Below are 18,134 nucleotides of genomic sequence, written 5' to 3'. Positions count from 1 at the left end.
TCTACAGGGTTGTCACAGGCTCTGCCGGCGATAGGCTGCAAAGCAGCCCCGGCAATCTCACGGGTTGCGCGGCAGCCAGTTCAGCAGGAATTCATTGACCACCCGTGGGTTCTCCAGGCTGGAGATATGCCCGGCGAAGGGGATCTGCGCCGCCAGGCAACCAATGAGCTGCGCCATTTCGATGGACTCTGCTGGTGGCCGTGGAATGTCCTGGTCGCCACAGACCACGATGGTCCGCTCGCTGGCCAACTCACCCAGCCGTGACAGCAGGTCCGGTCGGCCAAAAATCACTCGCCCCAGGGGATCGAGGCTTTGCCGAATAACTTCGGCACTGCTCGCCTTCAGTGCTGCCCGGAAGCTTTCCCGCACCTGCGGCACCGTCTGCCCGCCCGCGTGGAAGAAGATCGGCACGACGATATCCAGCAAGGGCTCCGGGAACATGCCTGCGCCACTGGCCGCGTCCAGCAGGCCGAAATACTTGAGCCGGGTCGCCTCCGGTTCGGCGCCGAGGTAGGTATCCATCAATACCAGGCGGTCGACCCGCTGGGGATACTCCAGGGCCAGCTGCGCGCCCCACATGCCACCGACCGACAGACCGACCAGATGGCATTGGCCGATATCCAGGGCATCCAGCAGCGCCAGGTGCTGGCGGGCCAGGGCGCTCATGTCGGTGGTCGTGGCGGGCGGGGCGTCGGAGCCGCCGTGGCCCCACAGCTCGGGCACGATGACGCGAAAGTGCGCCGACAGGGCCTCGATCTGTGGCTGCCACATGTCGGCTGACCACAGGTAGCTGTGGCCGAGCAGCACCGGGAAGCCCTGGCCCTGGTCGACGTAGCTCATCCGGGCGCCGTCGATTTCGATGAAGTGTCTTTGCATGGAGTGGGTCTCGGCTGGAGGACTGTAGAGTATTTGAAATTGTCGGGGCCGCTGTGCGGCCCATCGCGACACAAGGCCGCTGCTACAGGGTGGGCGCGGAAGCAGACCCTCACGGCCCTGGCACCAATCGCAAGGTGCTCTGCGCTGGAATCACGCCCATTTGCGCCCGCTGGTACTGCCCCTGCACATAGCCCTCGGCCTGGTCCGCGTAGTGCCCGTCGAACGGCACGCCACTCTGCCCGACCGGGTTGCTGGTCAACGCCTGCCCAGCATCGGCAAAGTCGATCAACCGCCGCGTAGAGGGCCCATAGGTCACCGGCCAGGGCGCCGGGCCAATCTTCGCCGAGAGGTTGTTCGGTACCTCATGGGTACCCGGCGCGGCGAACGGGCCGACGTTGAACAGCAGGTGCAGTGGCTTCTTCACCCCAAGCGGGTGGTTGTGGGTCAGGGTGTGGGCCTTGCCCCACTGCCAGCTGGACGGGTCGTTGCCCAAGGTGTCGCGCAGGTGCTTCAGGCTGTGCTGCCAAGCCGTGCGCACGATGGCGGTACGGTCGCTGCGCTGATTGTCACCACGGCTGTTCCACCAGGGCGAATCGGCATCCGCCGCCAGGCGCGGCAGCGCGGCGTCGATGGCGCGGGTGCTGATCAGCACCGGGAACCAGGTATCGCCCAGTTCGTCATGCAGTGCGGCGAACGCCAGTTCGTAGAGGAACTGGTTGAAGAGCGTGGCGCTGACCGAATCCAGCGGATAGTCACCCGCCCAGGCGGCCAGTTGCTCCACCAGCTCCTTCTCTTCGTCACCCTCGGCCACCGCGCGCAGTGTTGCCAGCAGCGGGGCAAGGGTACGCGGGCCATAATCGCTGGCGGTGCCCAGCTGCAACGTCTGGCTGTTTTGCGTGTCCCACTTCACCTCGGGGCTGGCCAGTTGGTTGTCGAGCTGACGGCCACGGTCCGGCAGGTTGTAGTAACCCGGTATCGGCACCGCTGCCGGCGGTTGGTAATTGGCCGACACGATATAGCCGCGCGCTGGGTTCTCCTGCTGCGGGTTGACGCTGAAGGGGTAGAAGCCGAGCTTGTTGGCCTGGGCGCTGGCGCCGTCGAGAATGAAGGCCGGGTCGACCCCGTCGGGGCGGATCGGCAGCTGCGCCGCCGCCCACCAGCCAATGTCGCCACGGGCATTGGCCCAGACGAAGTTCAGCCCAGGCGCGTGCACCTTGGCGGCGGCTTCGCGCATTTTGCTCAGGGTGTCGGCACGGTTGATCTGGTAGAAGCCATCGAGGATCGGGTTTTCGGTTTCCAGGAATGCCCACCACATGGCGATCGGCGTGGGCCCGGCGGTGGCGCCCAGTACGTCGTTGACGATCGGGCCGTGGGGCGATCGGCGCAGGTTGAGGGTCACCGGCGCTGCGCCTTTCACGGCGACCTGCTGCTCGGTCTTCTCCAGCGCCTGCCATTGGCCATCGATCATGACTTGGTTGGCGTCAGCCGGGTTAGTACGTTCGGCAATCAGGTCGATGTCATCGTTCTGGAACATGGTCAGGCTCCAGCCGAAGTCGCGGTTGTGGCCGAGCAGGGCGAATGGGTTAAGTGCCTGGAAGTAGCCGTACAGGTTGAAACCGGGCGCCGACAGTTCGGCCTCGTACCACACCGCCGGCACGGCGAAGCCGATATGCGGGTCGCCGGCCAGCAACGGCTTGCCGCTGCGGGTACGGCTGCCGGATACGGCCCAGGCGTTGCTGCCTTCGAACTGCGGGATGCCGGCCGCGCCGAGCGCCTCATGGCTAAGGCGGGCGAGCGCCTCCAGGCTGTGCCAGTCGGCAGCGGCCAGCGGCGTACCCAGGGCGCCCTCCGGCTGCCAGGCGAGGTCGAAGATGCCCAGGTACTCGGGGCCCAGCTGGTCACGGATATAAGTCAGTGCCGGCTCGGTACGAAAGGCAGCGGCGAAACTGTAGGCCATGTAGCCGGCAATGCTCAGGGTGTCTTCGGCGGTGAATGGGCGCGGGGTGATACCGAGCAGGTCGAATTCGACGGGCTTGGGGTGGCTGGCCTGCCAGCGATTGACGCCGTCGAGATAGGCCTGCAGGGCCTGCCAGGCAGGGGCTTGGCGGTCCTGACGCGCGGCCATCAGGGCGGCCTGTTCGCGAATGCGCAGGCTGCGGAACAGGGTGTCGGTGGGCAGCAGCTTGTCGCCCAGCACCTCGGCCAGTTCGCCACGGGCCAGGCGACGCAGGATCTCCATCTGGAACAGCCGGTCCTGGGCATGCACATAGCCCAGCGCGCGGTACAGGTCTGCCTCGCTCTGCGCCTGCAGGTGCGGCACGCCGCGGGCGTCATAGCGCACGCTGACCGGCGCTTGAAGGCCGGCGATGGCCACTTCGCCCTCGCGTTGCGGCAGTTTGCCCTGCACGTACCAGTATCCGGCGCCTGCGGCTACGGCAACCGCTACGGCCAACAGGGTCAGGCTGCGCTTCATTCAGGCTCCTTGTGCATTCCAGCGAAAAATGTGGTCCGATCATGGGCGGATTCGCGAACAGAGCATAGCCCCAGGAAGGAGTTTCCATGTCCCTCAGCGAAAAACAGAAAATGCTTACAGGCCAGCTCTATCATGCCGGTTGCCCCGAGCTGCAGGCCGAGCAGATCGCCAACAAGCACTGGATGCACCGTTACAACAACAGTGTCGAATTGCTCAACGACGCACGGCATGGGCTGTTGGCCGAGCATTTTGCCCAGGTTGGCGAAGGCGCGGTGATCCGCCCACCGTTCTATTGCGACTATGGCTACAACATCAGTGTCGGTCGCAATACCTTCATAAACTTCAACTGCGTGATTCTCGATGTGTTGCCGGTACGTATCGGCGACGACTGCCAGATCGGCCCCAACGTGCAGATCTACACCGCCGACCATCCGCTCGACCCTGAGGTGCGACGCACCGGGTTGGAGAGCGGGCGGCCGGTGACCATCGGCGACAACGTGTGGATCGGCGGTGCGGCGATCATCCTGCCGGGAGTGACCATTGGTGACAATGCCGTGGTGGGTGCCGGTAGCGTGGTGACTCGGGATGTACCGGCGGGAGCCACGGTGGTGGGTAACCCTGCGCGGGTGCGTGGATAACTATGAAAAGCTCTGCGGTTTCTGCCGCAGGGCTTTGTAGGTCAGGCGGGCTTGAAGCCGGGTTTGCCGTTGGCGGCGCGCCATTCTTTAATGCGGTTTATGACGCCTTGAGGGCTTTTGTCCGAGCCTGCTGGAGGGCGTGTCAGAACATCAGCCCCATCAGGGTGTTCGGTGATCTTTTTGAAATTGGAAATGATCCTGTCTCGAAAGCTCTCTAACTCAGTACCGCGGCGGCCCGCTCGGTTTTCGTACAGTTCTGTTATGAGCGCGAGGAATTCATCTTCTGTGTAATCCTCCAATTTGCCCTTGAGTGTCATTGATTGCTCTCCTTGTGGTGATCAATATGAACTCGCGGTGTCATGAGTACAAGATTGTCCAGATCATACACTGCGCCACCGCTTGCGATTTCATGCTTATGATGGATCTCCAGCTTTATTCGTCTTCCTACCCAATGGCTCTCGGGGGCGTAAGGAGCAATACCATTTCGCATGTTGTCAGCGTTCAGAAATTCTAGATGCTGTTTGAACACCTCATCCGCAGCGATCTCCATCCAGATTGCTTCCCGTAGATTATCGAACCTACTGAACCTTCGCCCCCTCAGCCTTTCCGCAATCCTCGTGGGAATTGGCGCGCCTGCCGCCGTGCTTGCTGCGTCCAATACCCTGTCTGGCGTAAGCACCCCATTACCGCTGGCAACTCCGGAATATTGCGGGGCTGCGCAACATCACATAAATCGGCGCCAGTCCTGAATCTGCCGGGAAGATGATGACGTAGTCATCAATGTGCAGTTCGGGCCGTTCGGGGAAGGAGCGGATGTCCGCCTGCTGCGGCACAATGAGGCGTCCGGGGTAGTGCTTCTGCACCTCTTCTACGATGGGCTGGCCGCCGACCTAGGCGCCGGAGTGCAAGTCCAGTTTGCCCAGGCTGCTTGGCGGTGTTGCCGGGTGCCAGAGTAGGGTGGCGCCGCCTGGGCCATCGGCAGTGAAGCGGTAGGCTTTGACGGCAGAGTCCCATTGCGCCTGGCGCACTCGCACATCACGCAGTACAGCGTTGCCGTCGGTGTTGACCAGGTAGACCTCGGTCTGCTCGCCGCTGGGTACCGCGTTCATGCGCAGCGGCAACTCCAGCGTCTGGCCTGCCAAGCGATTGGCCTGTTGGGTGAGGTCGGCACCGGCTGTCATTGAGGCCAGCGGGACAGTTACGCCCATACGCTCGCCGTCACCAAGGCGGGCTGAGTAGAACATCAGCGGGGCATATCTGAGCGCGACCGTGAGGCTGCTTTCGAGCAGGCGTACCGCAGCTTTGCTCAGAAGTTTGCCAAAGGGCTCCCATACAGACTCGAAATGCGCCACGCCACCGCGAGAGGTGGCAAGCACCAGCGGATGGCGGGTGCTGGCGGCCCAAGCGTTGAAGATGACCGGTATGCTACTCGGGGGGCGCGCCCGGCGAGCGCAGCGAGGTAGAGCTGTTCGTCGAATGCAGCAGTGAGGCTGCGGTCCGACGCTGCAAGCAGGCGTGCGACGTTGGCCTTTTCAGTTGGCCACGACTGGACATGGGTGGCGTTGAAAGCGCTGACTTGCTGCTTGAGATCCAGCAACTCCTGCTTGTGTGGCAGCGGTGAGCGCGCGGTGTCCAGCTTGAGCGTGACGTCAATTCTGGTAGGGGTATGGCGCATGTGCCCCTAGAGCTTGTCGAGGTCGACGTACAGGGTGCTGAGAGTGGCTCGGCACTTGAGCAAGTCGAACGTTTCCAGTTCTAGTTCGCGGGCATGTGCCAGCGCAGCCTGCTCGGCCACATCGTCATGTTGGTGGCGTTCAAAGTTTTTGAGCTGGGCTTGCAGCATGCTGCGCGTCAGCAGGTACTCATGCTGGGCGGCCATCGTCCGGTCAAGCGTCTGCGCGGAAAGCTTCAGACGTTGGCTTGCTTGACCGGTCTGCATCTGCCGGTAGCGGGTGTTGGACCGTTCGCTGTTGAGCCGGCTGCGATGACGGCCCAGTTCGTCGATCTGCCGCTGTAGAACCTTCGCGGCGAAAGCGGCGCGGTAGGAGGCCAGCCAGGCTTGGCGTGGGTCTGTTGCGCTACCGGCACGCCGGCTGCTGTCGACAAATTCCTTGAAGGAGCGGTGTTCCGGGTCTGATCCAAAAAACTGGTTGGCTGCCTGGCGGGTGGTTTGGAGCTCGGCCTGGTACTTGGCCGTGAGATGGTTCACGGCAGCGAGCTTTCGTTCGATGGCCAACAGCGGCTCCAGCCCAGCCAGCGAACCGGTCTGCGTCAGGACGGCCTGGTCGAGCTTCTGCTCGAGCGCTTCAAGTTGCTGATTGTGTTCTTGCTTGACCCGCTGCTTGTCAGCCTCGATCTGGGGCACCAGGTCGATGACCAGATGGCCGGGTCGAAAGGTCGACGCCAGATAGCGAGACGGTATGCGGTTGTGGCCCCAAAAATATTGCGGGACTGGTGGAAGACGGGGGGCTTTTACAATGCTGTCGGCTAGCTCGACGGATCCGTGTTGAGACATACAGTTTCTCCATTGCTCTGTATGTCGCTACGGTAAGAATCCTCCTGTGGGCTGCTGCTGTAGATAATCCTTGAATGCTTGCTATCTACCAGGGGCAATAGCACCCTGAGGCAAGGGTGTTGTCGGCCTGTACAGGCCGGTTTGCGAGTAGTGCCTGTATGACCGGCTCGATGAAGCTGTTGCTGGCGTTGCACACCGCCCCTTCGCTGTATGGGCCGAAGTAAGCCAGGCGGCCTTGCCTGTCCCAGATGGCAACGGCCGGAGAGGCCGGCAGCTGCTCGCTGCCGGGCAAGCTGGCGATGGGCTGCAGGCTGCTCAGGTTGGCCGGCAACTGCCCATGGCTGCCGGGCTTTTGCAGCACATGGAAGACCACCCCTTGCGCGGCAAACTGGCTGACCAGTTCGCCCAGGTGCTGCTGGTTACCGACGTTGCACGGGCAGGTCGGGTCCCAGAAGTGCACCACGCGGATCGGCCCGGGGCCGGCCAGCTCGGCGGGCAGCTGCAGTTGGCTGCCGTCGAACAGCGTGGTCTGGTTGTCGAATGGACGCAGGTAGCGGGCCTGGAAGGTGGTGTAGGCCTGCCAGAGGATGGCGGCCCCGACCAGCAGGGCAACTGCTGTGCACAGCGGTTTGATGATCCGGTTGTTCATGAAGTTCTTCCGCGGTCCCCTTGTAGGAGCGGCCTTGTGTCGCGAGAGGGCCGCAAAGCGGCCCCGGCAACCTCAGCCTGATGCCCAAATCCCGGGGGCGCTTCGCACCCCTATCGCGACACAAGGCCGCTCCTACAAGGTTCGGTGCTGGTCGTTCGAAGCTGAGCAAGCTTGCCACGATGCCGGCCAGAGCTGAATATCGCAGATCAATACTTGCTTCGCTTTGGATGTAACGATGCCCGCTGCCTTTCACCCCGACCTGCTGCGCACCAGCCTGGCACCGTTGACCGCGCGCCAGGCGCTGTCGGCACAGGCCCTGGAATACCAGCGCTTCTATGGCCTGAACCTGCCGGCGCAAAGCTGGCTGGGCGGCTTTCAGGCTGCAGGCTTCGATCTGGTCGGGCAGGTCTGGTTACCCGAGCAGGCCAACGCGACGCTGTTCCTGCTGCACGGTTACTACGACCATATGGGGCTCTATCGGCATGTGATCGAGTGGGCGCTAAAGCAAGGATTCGCCGTCATCAGCTGCGACCTGCCTGGCCATGGCCTGTCCAGTGGCGAGCGGGCCAGTATCAGTGATTTTGCGCTGTACCAGCAGGTGCTGGAGGCGTTGTTCGAACAGGCGCTCATGCTGCGACTGCCACGCCCGTGGCATTTGTGCGGGCAGAGCACCGGTGGTGCGATTGCCGTGGACCACCTGTTGTACCAGGGCGCGCAGAGCCCCATCGATGGCCAGGTCATCCTCTTGGCACCGCTGGTACGGCCCTGTTCCTGGCGCTGGTCGAAGTTGAGCTACCGTGTGCTGCGCCATTTCGTCAACGGCATCGAGCGGCGTTTCAGCGAGAACACCAACGACCCGGCCTTCCTGCCGTTCCTCGAAGCTGACCCGCTACAACCACGCCGCTTGCCAACGGCCTGGGTGGGAGCCCTGATCGCCTGGGTCAAACGCATCGAGGCCGCCCCGTGCAGCACGCGGCGGCCATTGATCGTGCAAGGGCAGGCGGATGGCACGGTGGACTGGCCCTACAACCTTGAAGTGCTCAAGGCCAAGTTCGCCGAACCGCAGATCCTGCTGTTGCCCGAAGCTCGCCACCACCTGGCCAACGAGCTGCCGGGCATTCGCCAGCGCTACTTCGACTTCATCGACCAGCGCCTGGGCTGATCACTTCAGGTCGCTGTTGCTCTGGCCCACCGCCAGGCCGGCGCGAACGGCGGCCAGGGCGGCCTGGTAGTAGGCCTTGCCGTCAGGCGATTCGGCAAAGGTGGCAAACTCTTCCAGCTCGGCGTCGGAGAGGTCGCGGTAGACATACAACAGGGTGTTGTTGAGGTCTTCGCCGATCTGGCTCATCAGGCGCTGGCGCTGGCCGTCGAGCAGGCCCTGGGCCTGGCCGTTACCGAACAGGCCGGGGATCATCGAACTGAGGCTGTCGGCGGCAACGCCCGCAATGGCCAGGCTGACTTCGGCGCCGGCCTCGCGCGCCGGCAGGGCCTGGGCCAGGTGGCCGATGATCAGCAGGCGGTCATCGCTGGCCTGGATCTTCGGCAGGCCTTTGGCGTTTCTGGCCAGTTCATCCTTGCGCGTGGCCTTGAGTTCGGCTGCCACCACCTTGCGCCCCAGCGGCGACTGGAAGAACGCCAGCGCCGGCGCCGGATTGGCCAGGGTCGCACGCAGTTTTGCCTGGGCGCGACGGTCCACGGCCTGGGCCTGGAAACGCTGGTTGCTGTTGTTGACCAGCGCCTGGTACACGGCAGGCGGCAGACTGTTGCGGTAGCGTTCCTGGGCAGCGGTCAGGGCATCGTTGAAATGGGCGCGCTGGTCAGGCCAGCCGGCGGCCTTGTACAGCCGATCCAGGTTGTCTGCCCAGACAGGCACGGTGCAGATCATCAGCAGAATCAGGGAAAACAGACGGCGCATTCAGGACTCCTGTCGGCAGGCGGCTATTGTCCTTGGCCCGGCGCCGGTTTGTCGAGATATCCGCGTACTTGTCAGCCAAGTGGCGCTGTGCGGCGGCATGGCTAATGGATATGATGCGCGCCATGCATATTACCCCTGAACACCCGATGCTCGCGGCCGTCGTCGACGATCTGGCCACCCATGGCTGGTCGCAGCAGGCATTCTTCCTGCCTGCCGACCTGGTGCGCGCGCTGGCAGCCGAATGCCGGCGCCGTGATGCCGAAGGCGAACTCAACCCTGCCGGGGTTGGGCGCGGTGTTGCCCAGGAGGTGCGCGAAGCCATTCGCGGCGACCACATCCAGTGGGTCGACCCTGGCCAGGGCGAGGCCTGCGACCAGTATCTGGCCGCCATGGACCAACTGCGTCAGGCCATCAACCGGGGCCTGTTCCTGGGCCTGGAAGATTTCGAGTGCCATTTTGCCCTGTATCCGCCAGGGGCATTCTATCGCCGGCACCTGGACCGTTTCCGCGACGATGACCGGCGCATGGTGTCGGCGGTGCTGTACCTGAATGAAGGCTGGCAGCCGCAGGACGGTGGCCAGTTGCGCATGTTCCTGGCGGACGGTGTCGAACACGATGTGCAACCGGTGGCGGGTTGCCTGGTGGTGTTCCTGTCCGGTGAGGTGCCGCACGAAGTGCTGCCGGCCGGGCGCGAGCGGCTGTCGTTGACCGGCTGGTTCCGGCGCCGTGGCAATGACCCGTTCTGAGTTGCCCAAGGTGCTGGTCAGCGCCTGCCTGCTGGGGCAGCCGGTGCGTTATGATGGCCGTACCAGTGGCTACCCCGAGCTGTTGCAGCGGTGGCAGGCCGAAGGGCGTGTGGTGCCGTTGTGCCCTGAAGTGGCAGGCGGCTTGCCGACCCCTCGGGCACCTGCAGAGATACCGGGTGGGCAGGGCGCAGCGGTGCTCGACGGTGACAGGCAGGTGCTGACGGTGAGCGGTGAAAATGTCAGTGCGCAGTTCATTGCCGGGGCGCAGCAGGCGCTGGAGCTGGTGCGCCGGCATGGCATTCGCGTGGCGGTGTTGAAGGCCGGCAGCCCTTCGTGTGGTAACCGCTTGACCTACGACGGCACGTTCAGTGGCGTGAAGGTAGCGGGGGAAGGCGTGACCACGGCGCTGCTGCGGCGGGCTGGGGTACAGGTGTTCAGCGAGCTGGAGCTGGAACTGGCGGAGCAGGCGCTGGTTGGGCTTTCAGCCTAAGCCTGTTCCGCGACGAAGGCGCTTACTGCCCGGCCGCAGTCGCCGACACTCCCTTGAACCACTTCTGTTCAAGTTCGGCAGTCCGCCCGCTGTCCTTGAGCCGCTGCAATGCGTTGTTCAGCGCACTCTGAAAAGCCGGGTTGTCCTTCTGGAACGGGATCACCAGCTGTTTCTCGCCAAACGGCTGGCTTACATCGAGCGCACCATCAGCCTTGGGCGTTTCACTCGGCGGGGTCAGGGCAATGTCGTACTTGCCACTCTCCACGCCCGGCAGAACCTCGGTTGCGGGGGCTTCGATGAATTCGGCGCGCAGGTCCAGTTCCTTGGCCAGGTCCTGGCCAAACTCCACGTCGAAGCCGGTCAGCTGGTCGTTTTCCTTGAAGGCGTACGGCGAGTTGTCAGCCTGTACAGCAATGCGCAGTTCGCCCCGGTCGGCAACTTCGTCTATCAGCTCGGCCTGTGCCAATGGCGTGATCAGCAGCGCCAGCAGTAGTCCAATGGTCGAACGCATGAAAGCCCCTTTCTTCTTGGCAGGTGAATAATGCCCGCCACGGCTTTTTCCTCGCCGTGGTCGAGCGCAGCCTATGACCTTGAAGCTTCGGCGATGTTTGACCGTGACGGAAATATTTCTACCTGTCGATGTGAACATATGGGCGTCCATATCAACTAAGGTGAATTACCGCCGCCGTTGGATCGCAGGCGGGGGCCAACAAGTGAATCACAGGAGAAGTGAATGAACAGCCTATTTTCGCGTGCTGCCGTTGCGGGTCTGCTGATGGGAGCATCGGTGCTGGCCAGTGCCGCAGATGCATTGAAAAGCCAGGAGCCGCCCAAGGAGGCCAAGGTCTTCATCGTTTCCCCCGCCGATGGCGCCACGGTCGACAAGACCTTCACCGTCAAGTTCGGCATCGAGGGCATGGCACTCAAGCCTGCCGGTGACCACACCCCGCATACCGGCCATCACCACCTGCTGGTGGATGTGGACAAGGAGCCGGTGGCCGACATGCCACTGCCAACCAGCCTGATGCCGGAAAAAGGTGTGGCGCTGCCGGATGGGCCGCAGGTGCTGCACTTCGGCAAGGCGCAGACCGAAACCACCATTACCCTGTCCCCGGGCAAGCACACCCTGCAGCTGATCCTGGGTGACCAGTATCACGTGCCGTTCAAGCCAAGTGTCGAGTCGCAGAAAATCACGGTTGAAGTGAAATAAAAAAGGGAGGCCATCAAGGCCTCCCTTTTTCATGTCACCAGCAAATCAGAACAGGACGCGCGAGCGGATGGTGCCCTTGACCTGTTGCAGCTTCTCTTGCGCCAGGTCCGAGTACTCGGCGTCGACGTCGATTACCACGTAACCGACCTTTTCGTTGGTTTGCAGGAACTGGCCCGAGATGTTGATGCCGTTCTCGGCGAAGACCTTGTTGATCTCGCTGAGCACGCCCGGGATGTTCTGGTGAATGTGCAGCAGGCGGTGCTTGCCTGGGTGCGCCGGCAGGGCCACTTCCGGGAAGTTGACCGAGGACACCGAGGTACCGTTGTCGCTGTACTTGACCAGCTTCTCGGCCACTTCCAGGCCGATGTTGGCCTGTGCTTCGGCGGTGGAACCACCGATGTGCGGGGTCAGGATTACGTTGTCCAAGCCACGCAGCGGGCTTTCGAACTCTTCGTCGTTGGAGCGCGGCTCGACCGGGAACACGTCAATGGCGGCGCCGATCAGGTGCTTGTCCTTGATCGCGGCAGCCAGGTGGTCCAGCTCGACCACGGTGCCACGGGCGGCGTTGATCAGGATCGAACCCTTCTTCATGGCACGGATTTCCTTCTCGCCGATCATCCACTGGGTGGACGGCAGCTCAGGCACGTGCAGCGAGACGATGTCGGCCAGGCCCAGCAGTTCGTGCAGGCTGGTCACCTGCACCGCGTTGCCCAGCGGCAGCTTGGTCAGCGGGTCGAAGAAGTACACCTGCATGCCCAGGCTTTCGGCCAGGACCGACAGTTGGGTACCGATCGAGCCGTAGCCGACGATGCCCAGCTTCTTGCCGCGGATCTCGAACGAGTTGGCCGCGCTCTTGATCCAGCCGCCACGGTGGCAGGAGGCGTTTTTCTCAGGGATGCCGCGCAGCAGCAGGATGGCTTCGGCCAGTACCAGTTCGGCCACCGAACGGGTGTTGGAGTATGGCGCGTTGAACACGGCGATACCGCGCTCGCGGGCAGCTTCCAGGTCGACCTGGTTGGTGCCGATGCAGAAGCAGCCAACCGCGACCAGTTTCTTGGCGCAGTCGAAGATCTCTTCGGTCAGCTGGGTGCGCGAACGAATGCCGATGAAGTGGGCATCGGCGATCTTTTCCTTCAGCTCGGCTTCCGGCAGCGAACCAGTGAGGTATTCGATGTTGGTGTAGCCGGCGGCCTTGAGGGTATCGACCGCGTTCTGGTGCACACCTTCAAGAAGAAGGAACCGGATCTTGCTCTTGTCGAGAGAAGTCTTGCTCATCTGCGTAAACCTGTATCCCGGAGAAAAAATGGCGAGGGGTGATGCCAGGCGCCAGGGCTGCCTTAGCATGAACAGCGGGAGGGCTATGCTAGCATACGCGACACAATCTGAGCTTATCCCGACAGGTGAAGAGTGCTCAGGGTGACTATGAATAAGTCGAGAGTTCCAGCGATGACCCATCCCGCTGTAATTGATGAACTGATGACCTTGGTTGACCCTGGCAAGGTCTTGACCGACGCGGCTTCCCTGGAAGCCTATGGCAAGGACTGGACCAAGCATTACCCACCGGCACCCAGCGCCATCGTGTTTCCCAGGACGGTGGAGCAGGTGCAGGCGATTGTACGCTGGGCCAATACCCACAAGGTAGCGTTGGTGCCGTCTGGCGGGCGCACCGGGCTTTCCGCGGGGGCTGTGGCGGCGAATGGCGAAGTGGTGGTGGCCTTCGACTACATGAACCAGATTCTCGGCTTTAATGCCTTTGACCGCACCGTGGTCTGCCAGCCGGGGGTGATCACCCGGCAGTTGCAAAGCTTCGCCGAAGAGCAGGGCCTGTATTACCCGGTGGACTTCGCTTCCAGCGGTTCAAGCCAGATTGGCGGCAACATCGGCACCAATGCCGGCGGGATCAAGGTGATTCGCTACGGCATGACCCGCAATTGGGTGGCTGGGCTGAAGGTTGTCACCGGCAAGGGCGAACTGCTTGAGCTGAACAAGGGCCTGGTCAAGAACGCCACCGGCTACGACCTGCGCCAGCTGTTCATCGGCGCCGAAGGCACCCTGGGCTTCGTGGTCGAAGCCACCATGCGCCTGGACCGTGCACCGCGCAACCTCACCGCCATGGTGCTGGGTACCCCGGACTTCGACTCGATCATGCCGGTGCTGCATGCCTTCCAGGGCAAGCTGGACCTGACCGCCTTCGAATTCTTCTCCGACAAGGGCTTGGCCAAGATCCTGGCACGTGGCGACGTGCCGGCACCGTTCGAGACTTCTTGCCCGTTCTATGCGCTGCTGGAATTCGAGGCCAGTACCGAAGAAGTGGCAAATGTAGCCTTGGCCACCTTCGAGCACTGCGTCGAGCAAGGCTGGGTGCTGGACGGCGTGATGAGCCAGAGCGAGACCCAGCTGAAAAACCTGTGGAAGCTGCGTGAATACCTGTCGGAAACCATCTCGCGCTGGACGCCATACAAGAACGACATTTCCGTCACCGTGGCGAAAGTGCCGGAATTCTTGCGCGATATTGACGCGATCGTCGAAAAACACTACCCAGATTACGAAGTAGTGTGGTACGGCCACATTGGCGATGGCAACCTGCACCTGAACATCCTCAAACCCGAGCACATGGGCAAGGACGAGTTCTTTGCCTCGTGCGCCAAGGTCAACAAATGGGTGTTCGAGATCGTCGAACGCTATAACGGCTCGATCTCCGCCGAGCATGGTGTGGGAATGACCAAGCGCGACTACCTGGGCTACAGCCGCTCAGCGGAGGAAATCGCTTGCATGAAGGCAATAAAGGCCGTGTTCGACCCTAACGGCATCATGAATCCGGGTAAGATCTTCGCACCTGAATAAAAAGCAGTATCCAGAGGAGTCGGCCATGAGTTACCAGCACCAGTACGTAGACGGCACGCGCATTCACTTCCCGCTGGGCAAGGTCGTGTGCATCGGCCGTAACTATGCCGAGCATGCCAAGGAGCTGGACAACCCCATCCCCTCCGAACCGCTGCTGTTCATCAAGCCGGGTAGCTGCGTGGTACCAGCCGAAGGTGGCTTCAAGATCCCGACCGAGCGTGGTTCGGTGCACTATGAGGTCGAGATCGCGGTGTTGCTGGGCAAGCCGCTGTCGGCTCACCCGACCGAGGAAGAGGTACTGGACGCAATTTCCGGTTATGCCCCGGCGCTGGACCTGACCTTGCGTGACGTGCAAGCCAAGCTGAAAGAGAAGGGCCTGCCGTGGGAACTGGCCAAAAGCTTTGATGGCGCCTGTGTGCTGCCTCCGTTCGTGTCGGCTGGCAGCTTTGAAGACGTGACCGACATTCCGGTGCGCTTGACCGTCAACGGCGAAGTGCGCCAGGACGGCAACAGCAAGATGATGCTCAACCCGATCGTGCCGATGATTCAGCACATATCGGCACACTTCTCGCTGCAGGCAGGGGATGTGATCCTCACCGGCACCCCGGCGGGCGTGGGGCCGTTCAATGTCGGTGACGACGTGGTGCTGGAGTTGCCAGGTGTGAGCCGCTTCGAAAGCCGGGTGCTTTGAGCCGGAACCGTATCGCCTTCTTCGCGGATAAACCCGCTCCCACAGGTACTGCGCAACCCTCAAGGGCGGCGCTATGCCTGTGGGAGCGGGTTCACCCGCGAAGAGGGCAGACCTGTTTACCGATTTTTCACACCCAATCTGGATAATGCGCGGATCTACGCCCATTTCACCAGGAACCTCGCATGCCATCTCCCTCCAGCGCCCCGGCAACACCCAAGCGCCGTTTCTACCTGCGCTGGCCCTTCGGCCTGGCCGTGGCGGCGCTGATTGGCTATGGCGTAGCCGTGGCCATGCATTGGGATGACCGTGGCGCGCTGTGGGTCAAGGAAAGCTTCGAAAGCACCGCCGAACGCAGCGAAAGCGTGTGGCTGCCGAATTACCGGGTCGACATCGATGCCAAGCCGCTGCCGGGCATGGCGGATGACGAAGCCTCCGACGTGGCATTCAACCCGCGCACCCGCACCCTGTTCGCAGTGATGGGCAAGAACCCGTTCCTGGTCGAGCTGAACCTGGATGGCGATGTACTGCGCAAGATCCCGCTCAACGGCTGGAACAATCCGGAAGGCATCGCCGTGCTCGAAGACGGCTACCTGGCGATTACCGATGAGCGCTTGCACGACCTGACCGTGGTCAAGGTGGATGCCCAGACCACCGCGCTGAACCACGATGATTTCCAGAGCCACGATCTGGGCCAGTCGGTGAAAAGCAACAAGGGCTTCGAAGCGGTTGCCTGGGACCCGCTACGCCAGCGCCTGGTCATCGGCGAGGAGCGCCCACCCAAGCTGTATACCTGGAACAGCGATGGCCGTAGTCCGCTCACGGGTGACAAGCAAGCGTTGCCCAGCGATGAGCTGGACTTGCGCAACCTCTCGGCGCTGAGCGTCGACCCGCGTACCGGCCATCTGCTGGTGCTGTCGGCCGATTCGAACATGCTGCTGGAGCTGGACGAGCAGGGCCAGCAAGTCAGCTTCATGACCTTGCTGGGCGGCTTCAACGGCCTGCGGGACACGATCCCGCGCGCCGAAGGGGTGGCCATGGACGATCAGGGCAACCTGTACATGGTCAGCGAACCGGCCTTGTTCTATCGCTTCAGAAAGAACTGAGCCGAATATCAGAATTTTCTGATGCTGGCATTAAGCTTTATTTCAGTTGTTCATGGTTAGATTCGTCACCCCTATGTCGAGTCTGTACGCATGCGCCGTTTTGTTCGCCCCGCTCTTGTCCTGGCCGTTGCCGGCCTGTTCCTGCTCGGTTGGGCCGGGCAGGAGTTCCGCCTGTTCGAGCGTGGCTGGTTCAACCTCAAGGCCTGGTGGCAGCCTGCGCAGCAGAGCATCGGCCTGGACCGCTACCGGGTGGTGGTCGAGGCGCAGCCGGTCGAGGGGTTGGACGATGACCTCTCGGCGCTGACCTACGACCCCGACCGCAAGACCCTGTTCACGGTTACCAATGCCCGTTCCGAGCTGATCGAGCTGTCGCTGGACGGTCGCATCCTGCGCCGGGTGCCGCTGACCGGCTTCGGCGACCCGGAAGCCGTCGAGTATGTAGGGCCGAACAGCTATGTCATCACCGATGAGCGTCAGCAGCGGCTGATTCGCGTACGCCTTGACGACGACACCATGTTCCTCGACGCCGGCGATGCCGAGCAGCTGACCTTGGGCATAGGCCGGAACGGCAACAAGGGCTTCGAAGGGCTGGCCTACGATTCGGCCGGCAAGCGCTTGTTCGTGGCCAAGGAGCGCGATCCGATGCTGATCTACGAAGTGCGTGGTTTTCCGCATGACAACCCCGAACAGCCTTACGCGGTACACGTGGTGCAGGACAGCAAGCGCGATGCACGGCTGTTCGTGCGCGACCTGTCGAGCTTGCAGTTCGACGAGCGCAGTGGGCATTTGCTGGCGCTGTCTGACGAGTCGCGGCTGGTGCTGGAACTGGATGTGGAAGGCCGGCCGCTGAGCACCCTGTCGTTGCGCAAGGGCTTCCAGGGGTTGCAGGCGACGGTGCCGCAAGCGGAGGGGATTGCGATGGATGAGGCTGGGACCATCTACCTGGTCAGTGAGCCGAACCTGTTCTATGTGTTCAAACAGCCAGCGCAGTGAGGGATGGTGGGGCTGCTTTGCAGCCCATCGCGACACAAGGCCGCTCCTACAGGAAATTGAGCTGCGCCCCAGATGTTGGACACCTGTCCACCATCTGGGGATTTTCATGAGCCCATCGAGGCACAAGGCCGCTTCTGCAGGAAATCGCGTACCTCTGTAGGAGCGGCCTTGTGTCGCGAAACGAGGGCGAAGCCCTCGCCGCAGGTTACTCGGCCTTGAGGCTTTTCACGCCTTCAGAGGTGCCCAGCAGCAGCAGGTCCGCCGGCCGTGCCGCGAACAGGCCGTTGGTTACCACGCCAACGATGGCGTTGATCTGCGCTTCCAGTTCTACCGGGTTGGTGATCTGCAGGTTGTGCACATCGAGGATCACGTTGCCGTTGTCGGTGATCACGCCCTCGCGGTACACCGGGTCGCCGCCCAGTTTGACCAGTTGGCGCGCCACGTGGCTGCGGGCCATGGGTATCACTTCGACCGGCAGCGGGAACGCACCCAGTACCGGCACCAGCTTGCTGGCATCGGCGATGCAGATGAAGGTCTTGGCCACGGCGGCAACGATCTTCTCGCGGGTCAGGGCTGCGCCACCGCCCTTGATCAGGTTCAGGTGCGCATCGCTCTCGTCGGCGCCGTCCACGTAGAACTCCAGTTCGCTGACACTGTTGAGCTCGTACACCGGGATGCCATGGCCCTTCAGACGCTGGGCGGTGGCCTCGGAGCTGGCGACCGCGCCGTCAAAGGCGGTCTTGTGCTGAGCCAGGGCGTCGATGAAGAAGTTGGCGGTCGAACCGGTACCGACGCCGACAACGCTCTTTTCATCCAGCTTGGGCAGAATGAAGTCGACAGCGGCCTGGGCGACGGCCTGTTTGAGTTGGTCCTGGGTCATGCGGGCTCCGAGAGGGGCAGGGCGGTTTTGAAAAGGAGCCTAGTATAACGGCTCGCACGGCTTTGCTGTGGTCGCCCGACGTAGCGCTGGGGTAGACTCCAAGCCCTTGTC

19 protein-coding genes and 2 pseudogenes are annotated in these 18,134 nt (G+C 62.5%); 9 read left to right on the top strand and 12 right to left on the bottom strand.

From position 1 onward, the window contains the following. Positions 1-57: 57 nt before the first annotated feature. Both JKP78_RS08165 and JKP78_RS08160 read right to left on the bottom strand, forming a co-directional pair. The gene (locus JKP78_RS08165) at positions 58-876 is read right to left on the bottom strand and encodes an alpha/beta fold hydrolase (RefSeq protein ID WP_200626519.1); all 819 of its coding nucleotides are present in this window, start codon (positions 874-876) and stop codon (positions 58-60) included. Between the two features lie 109 nt (positions 877-985). Continuing rightward, positions 986-3,349, bottom strand: a complete 2,364-nt coding sequence (locus JKP78_RS08160) for a penicillin acylase family protein (protein WP_200626517.1) — start codon at positions 3,347-3,349, stop codon at positions 986-988. 86 nt (positions 3,350-3,435) lie between these two features. Here JKP78_RS08160 and JKP78_RS08155 point away from each other — a divergent pair, with 86 nt between their 5' ends. Next, positions 3,436-3,987, top strand: coding sequence for a sugar O-acetyltransferase (locus JKP78_RS08155; RefSeq protein WP_200626515.1), 552 nt, complete (start codon positions 3,436-3,438; stop codon positions 3,985-3,987). Positions 3,988-4,028: 41 nt separating this feature from the next. Here JKP78_RS08155 and JKP78_RS08150 read toward each other — a convergent pair whose 3' ends face one another. The 6 genes and pseudogenes from JKP78_RS08150 to JKP78_RS08140 form a co-directional block, all read right to left on the bottom strand. Then, the gene (locus JKP78_RS08150) at positions 4,029-4,304 is read right to left on the bottom strand and encodes a bacteriocin immunity protein (RefSeq protein ID WP_170033547.1); all 276 of its coding nucleotides are present in this window, start codon (positions 4,302-4,304) and stop codon (positions 4,029-4,031) included. Continuing rightward, positions 4,301-4,675: pseudogene (locus tag JKP78_RS25265) on the bottom strand (HNH endonuclease signature motif containing protein); the annotation flags it as partial. The gene JKP78_RS08150 and the pseudogene JKP78_RS25265, both read right to left, overlap by 4 nt. Next, positions 4,671-5,096 (bottom strand): annotated as a pseudogene (locus JKP78_RS25055) (S-type pyocin domain-containing protein). The pseudogenes JKP78_RS25055 and JKP78_RS25265, both read right to left, overlap by 5 nt. Before the next feature lie 197 nt (positions 5,097-5,293). Then, a complete protein-coding gene (locus JKP78_RS25050; RefSeq protein ID WP_234454589.1) occupies positions 5,294-5,662 on the bottom strand; it encodes a hypothetical protein in 369 nt (122 codons plus the stop codon). A 6-nt stretch (positions 5,663-5,668) separates the two neighbouring features. Continuing rightward, complete coding sequence (locus JKP78_RS25045) at positions 5,669-6,502, bottom strand: hypothetical protein (protein WP_234454559.1); 834 nt, start codon at positions 6,500-6,502, stop codon at positions 5,669-5,671. Positions 6,503-6,587: 85 nt separating this feature from the next. Continuing rightward, positions 6,588-7,151, bottom strand: a complete 564-nt coding sequence (locus JKP78_RS08140; RefSeq protein ID WP_200626513.1) for a DUF6436 domain-containing protein — start codon at positions 7,149-7,151, stop codon at positions 6,588-6,590. Positions 7,152-7,386: 235 nt separating this feature from the next. Between JKP78_RS08140 and JKP78_RS08135 the strand changes: the two genes are divergently transcribed. Continuing rightward, complete coding sequence (locus JKP78_RS08135) at positions 7,387-8,313, top strand: alpha/beta hydrolase (protein WP_200626511.1); 927 nt, start codon at positions 7,387-7,389, stop codon at positions 8,311-8,313. Here JKP78_RS08135 and JKP78_RS08130 read toward each other — a convergent pair whose 3' ends face one another. Next, positions 8,314-9,066 (bottom strand): DUF2059 domain-containing protein, encoded by a 753-nt coding sequence (locus JKP78_RS08130; protein WP_186684155.1) that lies wholly within the window; start codon positions 9,064-9,066, stop codon positions 8,314-8,316. A 113-nt stretch (positions 9,067-9,179) separates the two neighbouring features. Between JKP78_RS08130 and JKP78_RS08125 the strand changes: the two genes are divergently transcribed. Both JKP78_RS08125 and JKP78_RS08120 read left to right on the top strand, forming a co-directional pair. Further along, positions 9,180-9,812: a 2OG-Fe(II) oxygenase gene (locus tag JKP78_RS08125; RefSeq protein ID WP_200626611.1), complete on the top strand. Its 633-nt coding sequence runs from the start codon at positions 9,180-9,182 to the stop codon at positions 9,810-9,812. After that, positions 9,799-10,302, top strand: coding sequence for a DUF523 domain-containing protein (locus tag JKP78_RS08120; RefSeq protein WP_186684157.1), 504 nt, complete (start codon positions 9,799-9,801; stop codon positions 10,300-10,302). The genes JKP78_RS08125 and JKP78_RS08120 overlap by 14 nt, the downstream gene beginning before the upstream one ends. A 22-nt stretch (positions 10,303-10,324) precedes the next feature. Here JKP78_RS08120 and JKP78_RS08115 read toward each other — a convergent pair whose 3' ends face one another. Next, a complete protein-coding gene (locus JKP78_RS08115; RefSeq protein WP_186684159.1) occupies positions 10,325-10,813 on the bottom strand; it encodes a substrate-binding periplasmic protein in 489 nt (162 codons plus the stop codon). A gap of 222 nt (positions 10,814-11,035) precedes the next feature. Between JKP78_RS08115 and JKP78_RS08110 the strand changes: the two genes are divergently transcribed. Further along, positions 11,036-11,512, top strand: a complete 477-nt coding sequence (locus JKP78_RS08110) for a DUF4399 domain-containing protein (protein ID WP_200626509.1) — start codon at positions 11,036-11,038, stop codon at positions 11,510-11,512. A 45-nt stretch (positions 11,513-11,557) separates the two neighbouring features. On the opposite strand, the gene serA is transcribed toward JKP78_RS08110, so the two are convergent. Further along, positions 11,558-12,787, bottom strand: coding sequence for a phosphoglycerate dehydrogenase (serA, locus tag JKP78_RS08105; protein ID WP_170033531.1), 1,230 nt, complete (start codon positions 12,785-12,787; stop codon positions 11,558-11,560). 171 nt (positions 12,788-12,958) lie between these two features. Between serA and JKP78_RS08100 the strand changes: the two genes are divergently transcribed. The 4 genes from JKP78_RS08100 (at position 12,959) to JKP78_RS08085 (ending at position 17,143) form a co-directional block, all read left to right on the top strand. Continuing rightward, entirely contained in the window at positions 12,959-14,356 is a 1,398-nt protein-coding gene (locus JKP78_RS08100; protein WP_186684164.1) for an FAD-binding oxidoreductase, read from the top strand. 25 nt (positions 14,357-14,381) lie between these two features. Next, positions 14,382-15,047, top strand: coding sequence for a fumarylacetoacetate hydrolase family protein (locus JKP78_RS08095; protein ID WP_186684166.1), 666 nt, complete (start codon positions 14,382-14,384; stop codon positions 15,045-15,047). 182 nt (positions 15,048-15,229) lie between these two features. Next, positions 15,230-16,150, top strand: a complete 921-nt coding sequence (locus JKP78_RS08090) for an SdiA-regulated domain-containing protein (protein WP_200626507.1) — start codon at positions 15,230-15,232, stop codon at positions 16,148-16,150. A 90-nt stretch (positions 16,151-16,240) separates the two neighbouring features. Beyond that, positions 16,241-17,143: an SdiA-regulated domain-containing protein gene (locus JKP78_RS08085; protein WP_170033523.1), complete on the top strand. Its 903-nt coding sequence runs from the start codon at positions 16,241-16,243 to the stop codon at positions 17,141-17,143. A 205-nt stretch (positions 17,144-17,348) separates the two neighbouring features. On the opposite strand, the gene rpiA is transcribed toward JKP78_RS08085, so the two are convergent. Then, positions 17,349-18,023 carry a ribose-5-phosphate isomerase RpiA gene (rpiA, locus tag JKP78_RS08080; RefSeq protein WP_170033521.1) on the bottom strand — a complete coding sequence of 225 codons (675 nt, stop codon included), beginning with the start codon at positions 18,021-18,023 and terminating at the stop codon, positions 17,349-17,351. Positions 18,024-18,134: the final 111 nt, after the last annotated feature.

The organism is Pseudomonas sp. LAM2023 (genome assembly GCF_016620375.1).
GTDB classification, from domain to species: Bacteria; Pseudomonadota; Gammaproteobacteria; order Pseudomonadales; family Pseudomonadaceae; genus Aquipseudomonas; species Aquipseudomonas anuradhapurensis.
Note: the sequence above shows the minus strand (reverse complement) of the source record. Positions and strands in the feature narration are given on the sequence as shown.